We start from the raw sequence: 7863 nt of genomic DNA, 5'->3' as shown, positions 1-7863 counted from the left end.
GTATTTCGGTCCCGCAAGGGGCTTTTTTATTTCTTGCGCCGGTGAGAAACAAACAGCGCGCAACTCATGATCAGGAAGAAGATGGCAATGGCTGCCACGATCAGCAGGACCAGCTCAAAGATCTTTACATTGAAGCTGCTTTGCAGGGTGTGGGTGGCATCTTCCAGCACTGCGCTGGTGCTGGAGGAGGAAGAACTGCCGGAGGAATCGCTCTCGGTGGCGTTCAGTGCCTCGGAGGCTGCCTCGGTATCACCCAGGGCCGTCAGGGCATCGGCCAGCGCCTGGCCGCCCATGGCCACCAGCCGGTCGTTGGTTTCGCTCTTGACTTTTTCGCCGTTCACCGCGCCGGACAGGTATTCCGCCAGCAGGTCGGTGGCGCCCCGCACCGCGGGGGCGTAGTTTTCGTCCAGCGACCAGCCGGAGGGAGTCCACATGCCGTTCATATAGAACAGCAGCTGCATGCCGGAGTCGGAAAGCAGGCAGTCATACACGGTATCCGCAAAGTCACTGGAGGAGGTATCCACCGTGCCGAAGCTCAGCGAAATGAACTGGTAGGCACGGTCATACTCGGTCAGGCCGTCGTAGTAGCTGCGCAGGGCGTCCGCAATGTCGGTGTCCTTGGTCAGCTGGGAGCCTACCACCACCGAGTCCAGATCGGCCCGCAGGTCCTGGTCGCCGAATTTGCTCACCGAACCGTCGTCGTCTATATTAAAGGTATCGCGCATGGCATCGGCGTAGCCGGCGGCATCGCTGGCCTGGCCGTAATATGCCTGGGCCAGTTCCATACAGTCGCCGCCCCAGCTGCCGGTGATGGGCAGCCCGTTATACACCAGGTTCATGGACGCCAGCAGATGCCCGAAATCGATTTTCTCGCCGTTGGGCAGTGTGACGGTAGTCATCCCCTGCAGGGAGGAAAGTTCGGCGTCCTGTTCCGCTACGTAGGCGTCGAACTCGGTATCGCGGCCGCCGGCGGTCAGCTGCCACATGGAGGTGTTGTAACTTCCGGTACGGGTGTAGGAAAGGGTCAGCAGAATGGGGTCGCCGTCATGCTCGGCAGCGTATTCGGTGGCCAGGTCCTGCAGCCGGCCCAGTTTGTCCAGCGTGGTATCATAGTCCTCGGCCGCGGCGCGCGGGGCGGCCCAGAACAACAGGGCCAGTACAATCCCCAGCATCCAGATCAGCCGGGACAGTCGAAACGAGTGGGATCGCGTGGTCAAGCACCTCCATGTGGTTGTTTCCGATTTGTAACCTTCATAGTATACCACAAACCTACGTGGTTTGTCACGAAGTTTTTGTGAAAAAATCAACCGGGGAGCGCCTCTTTACTTGCGCGCCCCCGTGCCGTATAATGGGCCTAGTAACCAAACGGAGGAACACAAACCTATGACGATGGCCAAAAAACACAAGGGCTGGCTGTGGGTGCTGGCCCTGTTTGCGGTGTGCACCGTGGTGTACGGGCTGTTGAGCAGCTATCCCCGGGAACTGGCGGTGTACAGTGACGAGGTGCGCTACCTGGACATTGCCCGCAGCCTGTGGCAGGGCCGCGGCCTGCGGGTGCGCAACATGCCCAGCGATTACCAGAAGATCCTGTACCCGTTGTGCATCCTGCCCGCCCTGGCACTGAAAACCACCGCCGCCCAGATCACGGCCATCGGCTGGCTGGGTGCCGCCTGGGCGTCCAGCGCGGTGTTCCCGGCATACGCCCTCTGCCGTGCCACCGGCCAGACCCGCCGCCGCACGGTGTTTCTGGTGGGCATTACGGCGATGCTGCCCACCATGGCCGCCTGCGCTACCTTTATGAGCGAAACGGTGTTCCTGCCCCTCTCCCTGTGGCAGATCTACTTTTTGTGGCGGGCCATGGCAGCGCCCACGGCCCGGAACCGCGCCGTCTGGTGCGCGCTGGCCGGGGTCTGGTGCTATCTGCTCTATCTTAATAAGGAAGTGGCCCTGTATTATCTCATTGCCTGGGTGCTGCTGCGGGCCTGGGTGGTCTGGCACGACCGCACGGCCTGGAAAGGGGAACTGGCCGGAGTGGCCGCCTTGCTGGGCACCTTTGCGGCCTGCTTCCTGCTGGCCAAAGCCACCCTGTTTGCGGGGCTGGGCAATTCCTACAACCAGACCGGCTGGATCACCGCCGAACAGTGGGCGTTTTTGCCCTTTGCGGTGGTCTGTGACCTGCTGTTCACCGTGCTGGCCTTCGGGGTGTTCCCGGTATTGCTGCCCCTGTGCGGGCTGCAGCGCCCCCGCCCCGGCACCGACCCCCGCCGCACCCAGCTGCCCCTGCTGGTGCTGCTGGCGCTGGGCATCGGGGTGGGCGTGGTGGCCTGGAGCATCACCGTGCGGGAGGACCTGGGGTCCGATTCCCCGCGGCAGCACATGCGCTACCTGGAACCGCTGCTGATCCCGCTGCTGCTGACGGCCATGGATGCCCTGGATCACCTGACCCCGGTGCGCCGCCGTCTGCTGGCGGGCCTGACCGCGGTGTGGGGCGTGGGCTTTCTGGTCCTTTGCCGGGACATCGGCCCCGGCGCCGGGGACAACACCTTTTTGCAGTGGTTTGACTTTGTGGCCGACCGGCTGGACCGGCTGCCGGTGCTGAGCTTTGCGGGCTGGCTGCTGGTATGGCGGGTGGTCATTGTGGCGGGCGCGGCGCTGCTGGGGCTGGCCCTGGTACGGCGCAAGGCCCGGCGGGGGCTGGCGGCTGCGGCGCTGGCGCTCTGCGTGGTTTGCTACGCCGGGGAATGGCGGATCAACCGCTGGGCCTACGGCATCGACACCAGCACCATGCAGGCGGCCAGCGACCTGAACGACAGCCTGAAAACCCTGGAAGGCACCGTGCTGTTCCTGCCCAACGGGGTGCGCCAGCGGGACAGCCAGCTGATGGACACCTATCTGGACCGGGACGTTTACCTTTGCGAGTACGAAACGCTGGCGGCCTGGGGCCTGCTGGAGGACGGCGTGCTGGACCTGGAAACCGAAGCCCCCGGCCCCGAATACCCCGGGCGCCCCTATGAGGACCTGACGCAGGCCGACTGGATCCTGGTGGCCGACGGAGTGCCGCTGGACACCACCGGGCTGGAACCCACGGACATTGCCTGCCCGGCGGGCTATACCCTGTGGAAGAACCCCCACCCCACCCGGGTGGCTTTTGCGGGGTAAGGAACGGCCCGTTGCAAAAAGCTGCAAAAAACCTGCAAAGAATTGCCGCGGCTTCGTGCTTTACAAGGCCGCGCAAATCGGTTACAATAAAAAGACAACTAACAAAATAACAAGGAGAAGGAGAGATCGCTTTGTTCACTATCATCAAACGGCGGGAACTGAACCCCACCGTCACCGAACTGTGGATTCATGCGCCGCTCATCGCCAAAAAGGCGAAGGCCGGCCAGTTCATTATTGTGCGTGCCAAAGAAGATTCCGAACGCATCCCCCTGACCATCGCGGGCTTTGACCCCGAGGCCGGGACGGTTTCCATCATCTTCCAGGTGGTGGGCGCCGGCACCATGGAACTGAATACCCTGAAAGAGGGCGAGGCCGTTCATGACTTTGTGGGCCCCCTGGGCAAAGCCACCGAGATCGAAGGCCTGAAGAACGTCTGCGTGGTAGGCGGCGGCGTAGGCTGCGCCATCGCCCTGCCTGTGGCCCAGGCCCTGCACGCCCAGGGCACCAAGGTCACCGGCATTGTGGGCTTCCGCAACAAGGACCTGGTCATTCTGGAAGAGGAGTTCCGCGCCTGCTGTGATGAGTTCATCATCATGACCGACGACGGTTCCTACGGCGAGAAGGGCGTTGTGACCGCCCCGCTGGAGCAGAAGATCGTGGAAGGCGCCAACTTCGACGAAGTGATCGCCATCGGCCCGCTGATCATGATGAAATTCGTGGTCAAGACCACCAAGCCCCACAACGTCAAGACTGTGGTTTCCATGAACCCCATCATGGTGGACGGCACCGGTATGTGCGGCGGCTGCCGTCTGACCGTAGGCGGCAAGACCAAGTTCGCCTGCGTGGATGGCCCCGATTTTGACGGGTTTGAGGTGGACTTTGACGAAGCCATGCATCGCGGCACCATGTATAAGCCCTTTGAGGCCCATGCCCGGGATGCCCAGTGCAATCTGCTGAAACAGGAGGTGCAGTGATCATGCCCAACATGGACCCGAAAAAATGCCCCATGCCCAGCCAGGAACCCAATGTGCGCAACAAGAACTTCCAGGAAGTGGCCCTGGGCTACACCGCCGAAATGGCCGTGAACGAGGCACAGCGCTGCCTGCAGTGCAAGAACCACCCCTGCCGCTCCGGCTGCCCGGTGGATATTGATATTCCCGGCTTCATCGCCCACGTTGCCAAGGGCGAATTTGAGGGAGCCTACAAGGTCATTGCCAAATCCAGCGCGCTGCCCGCCGTCTGCGGCCGCGTCTGCCCCCAGGAAAACCAGTGCGAGGGCAAATGTGTCCGCGGCATCAAGGGCGAGCCGGTGGGCATTGGCCGTCTGGAGCGTTTTGTGGCGGACTGGTACCGTGAAAACGTACATACCAAGCCCGAAATGCCCACCCCCAACGGTCACAAGGTAGCGGTCATCGGCGCCGGTCCTTCCGGTTTGACGGTGGCGGGCGACCTGGCCAAGATGGGCTACAAAGTCACCGTCTACGAGGCCCTGCATGTGGCCGGCGGCGTGCTGATGTACGGCATCCCCGAGTTCCGTCTGCCCAAGGACATCGTCCAGCATGAGGTGGAAGGCCTGAAGGAACTGGGTGTGGACATCGAGTGCAACATGGTCATCGGCAAGGTGCTGACCATCGACGAACTGATGAACGATTACGGCTTCGAGGCCGTGTATGTGGCCTCCGGCGCGGGTCTGCCCCGGTTTATGGGTATCCCCGGCGAGAGCCTGAACGGCGTCTACTCCGCCAACGAGTACCTGACCCGTGTGAACCTGATGAAGGCTTACAAGGAAGATTCCCACACGCCCATCATGAAGTCCAAGGCTGTGGCCGTGGTGGGCGGCGGCAACGTGGCTATGGACGCGGCCCGCTGCGCCAAGCGCCTGGGCGCCGAGACCGTCTACATCGTCTACCGCCGCGGCATGGCCGAACTGCCTGCCCGTAAGGAAGAGGTGGAGCACGCCGAGGAGGAAGGCATCATCTTCAAGACGCTGACCAACCCCGTGGAAGTGCTGGGCGACGAGAACGGCTGGGTAAAGGGCATGACCTGCGTGGAGATGGAACTGGGCGAACCCGATGAGTCCGGCCGCCGCCGTCCCATCGTGAAGGAAGGCAGCGAGTTCACCCTGGAAGTGGATACCATGATCATGGCCCTGGGCACCAGCCCCAACCCGCTGATCCGTTCCACCACCCCGGGCCTGGACGCCGACCGTCACGGCTGCCTGATCACCAACGGCCCCGACGGCCTGACCAGCCGGCCCTTCGTTTACGCCGGCGGCGACGCCGTCACCGGTGCGGCCACCGTCATTCTGGCCATGGGCGCCGGCAAGGAAGCCGCCAAGGCCATCGACAAGGCCATCAAAGAAAAGGAACAGTAAAAACTGCTTGGGATATCCCGCGCCCGCCGGCGCGGGATTTTCCTGTTTTTTCGCCGGGGCGGCGCATGTCCGCCGACGCAAAAGGTGTTTGGAATTACGCCCCGCGGGAGGGGGCTTGCATGTATCATCCGTTTTTTCAGTTTTTTCTGCCCCGGGTGGGGCAGGCGGCGCTGGCCGGGCTGCTGTACTGGAACTTCCTGCAGCTGCCGCCGCTGGCCTGGCTGAGCCCCTGGCCGCTGCTGTACTACGGGCTGCCGCTGTTGCTGGTGGCCCTGCTGGGGTGGCTGGCCCGGGACCCGCTGGGGCTGGGCATTGTGCTGGTGGGCTACCTTACGGCGTTTTATTGCGTGGGCAACCTCATCGGCCTTGCCACCCGGGTACTGGGGGAACCGTTCCGGTCGGTGTGGCAGGTCCTTTGGCTGGAAGGGCTGACTCCCTGGCTGCTCACTGCCCTGGTGTGGTGGTGGGGCCGCCGCAGGGCCATGCACCTTTGCACCACCCGCTACCGGCTGACCACCCCCAAACCGCTGCCCGGCGGAAGGCTGACCATTGTGCAGGTCAGCGACCTGCACCCCCGGGCAGGTACGGCCATGGAGCGGGGGCGTATTCCCGAACTGCGGCAAAAGATCCAGGCGTGCCGCCCCGACCTGCTGGTGTTTACCGGGGATATCTTTGACGAATATACCGAGCGGGAGGAATTTGCCGCCTTCTGCGCGCTGTTCGGGGAACTGGAAGCGCCCCTGGGCAAATACTATGTGCTGGGCAACCACGATCTGTTCCACCACTGGCGGGAACCCAGCTTTGACCGGGCCGCGCTGGAAACCGCCCTGGCGAAAGCGAGGGTGCGCCTTTTGGAAGATACCGCCGTGCTGACCGGGCCTGTGCGGGTCGTGGGCCGCAAGGACTACCTGTATACCGGCGGGCGCCGGTGTACGGCGGCGGAACTGCTGCCCGGCGGGCCGGATGAACACTACACCCTCTGGCTGGACCATGAACCCCGGGACCTGAAAAACGCGGCGGCCGCCGGTGCGGACCTGATTTTGAGCGGCCACACCCACGGCGGGCAGGTATGGCCCGCCGGTGCGGTGGGGATGGCCGCCCGCAACGAGCGCAACTACGGCCAAAAGCGGGTAAGTGACCGCTGTACGGCCATCGTAAGCGGCGGCACCGGTACCTGGGGCTATCGGCTGCGCACCCAGGGCCACACCGAGATCGTCTGCGTGACGGTGGAACAGCGTGCCGAAACATGACACAGAAAATCGCGGCGAGGATGAGGACGCCGCGGTTTTTTGGTATAACCAGCAGGACTGCAAGCCATACTTTGTGCAATTGAGCAAGGCGGTGCCTTAAAGCCCGCCCCGCAGGGAACCCGTGCCGAGGGGGACGGGCTTTTGGGGACGGCGCCCCGCAGCAGGACGTGGAAGGTTTGGAAAACACGGGGAGAAAATGATGGGAAAGGGAGAGATGTGTATGAGCATACAAGGCTATCGTGACTGGATGACAGCCCGTGAATACAGCACCGGGACCATTGAAAAATATATCCGTGATTTGAACCGCTTTTTCCGGGAGACAGGCGCCCCGAAGAAGCCCGACAAACAGACGGTGGCGGCCTGGCGGGACAGCCTGGTGGCACGGGGCTATGCGGCGTCCAGTGTCAATGCCATGCTGGCGGCCGTGAACGGCTACCAGGAATTTTGCGAAAACCCCGGGGGCAAGGCCAAACCCCTGAAGTGCCAGCGCCGCATCTTTTGTGATGCGGGGCGGGAACTGGACCGCGGCGAATATTTCCGCCTGCTGGAAACCGCCCGCCTGACCGGCCGCAAACGGACCCTGCTGGTATTGCAGACCCTTTGCGCTACCGGCATCCGGGTATCGGAACTGGTTTATATTACGGTGGAGGCGGTACAGCGCCGCCGTGCGGCCATCCGCTGCAAGGGCAAATGCCGGGAGATCCTGCTTCCCGGCCAGCTGTGCAACCGGCTGGAACGCTGGTGCCGGCGCCAGCATATCCGCCAGGGACCGGTTTTTGTGACCCGGACGGGCCGTCCCCTGGACCGGATCACGGTCTGGAAAGAAATGAAGGCCCTGTGCAAACAGGCCGGTGTGGCACCCAAAAAGGTGTTCCCCCACAATTTGCGGCATCTGTTTGCCAGGACCTTTTACGGAATTGAAAAAAACCTCTCGAAACTGGCGGACCTGTTGGGTCATTCCAGCATCGAAACAACGCGCATTTATATTATGGAATCCGGCGCAGAACATCAACGTTTGCTTGAACGGATGCACCTGCTGCTGTAATGTATTACGAAAGTACGGTTTTGTTGCAAAAAGCT

At 62.7% G+C, this 7863-nt stretch carries 6 protein-coding genes; 5 read left to right on the top strand and 1 reads right to left on the bottom strand.

Features of this window, described 5'->3' with window-relative positions:
- Positions 1-26: 26 nt before the first annotated feature.
- Entirely contained in the window at positions 27-1217 is a 1191-nt protein-coding gene (locus H6B10_RS11000; protein ID WP_204651649.1) for a hypothetical protein, read from the bottom strand.
- Positions 1218-1383: 166 nt separating this feature from the next.
- Between H6B10_RS11000 and H6B10_RS18735 the strand changes: the two genes are divergently transcribed.
- From H6B10_RS18735 to H6B10_RS10975, 5 genes are all read left to right on the top strand, one after another.
- Positions 1384-3159 carry a hypothetical protein gene (locus H6B10_RS18735; RefSeq protein WP_204651648.1) on the top strand — a complete coding sequence of 592 codons (1776 nt, stop codon included), beginning with the start codon at positions 1384-1386 and terminating at the stop codon, positions 3157-3159.
- A 131-nt stretch (positions 3160-3290) separates the two neighbouring features.
- Entirely contained in the window at positions 3291-4133 is an 843-nt protein-coding gene (locus H6B10_RS10990) for a sulfide/dihydroorotate dehydrogenase-like FAD/NAD-binding protein (RefSeq protein WP_204651647.1), read from the top strand.
- 2 nt (positions 4134-4135) lie between these two features.
- Positions 4136-5533: an NADPH-dependent glutamate synthase gene (gene gltA / locus H6B10_RS10985; protein WP_204651646.1), complete on the top strand. Its 1398-nt coding sequence runs from the start codon at positions 4136-4138 to the stop codon at positions 5531-5533.
- Positions 5534-5652: 119 nt separating this feature from the next.
- Positions 5653-6783 (top strand): metallophosphoesterase, encoded by a 1131-nt coding sequence (locus tag H6B10_RS10980; protein ID WP_204651645.1) that lies wholly within the window; start codon positions 5653-5655, stop codon positions 6781-6783.
- A gap of 220 nt (positions 6784-7003) precedes the next feature.
- The gene (locus tag H6B10_RS10975) at positions 7004-7828 is read left to right on the top strand and encodes a tyrosine-type recombinase/integrase (protein WP_204651644.1); all 825 of its coding nucleotides are present in this window, start codon (positions 7004-7006) and stop codon (positions 7826-7828) included.
- The last annotated feature ends 35 nt before the right edge of the window (positions 7829-7863 follow it).

The organism is Gemmiger formicilis (assembly GCF_016901605.1).
Lineage (GTDB): Bacteria > Bacillota > Clostridia > Oscillospirales > Ruminococcaceae > Gemmiger > Gemmiger formicilis_B.
The sequence above is the reverse complement of the archived record's forward strand: the minus strand, read 5'-3'. Positions and strand labels throughout refer to the sequence as shown.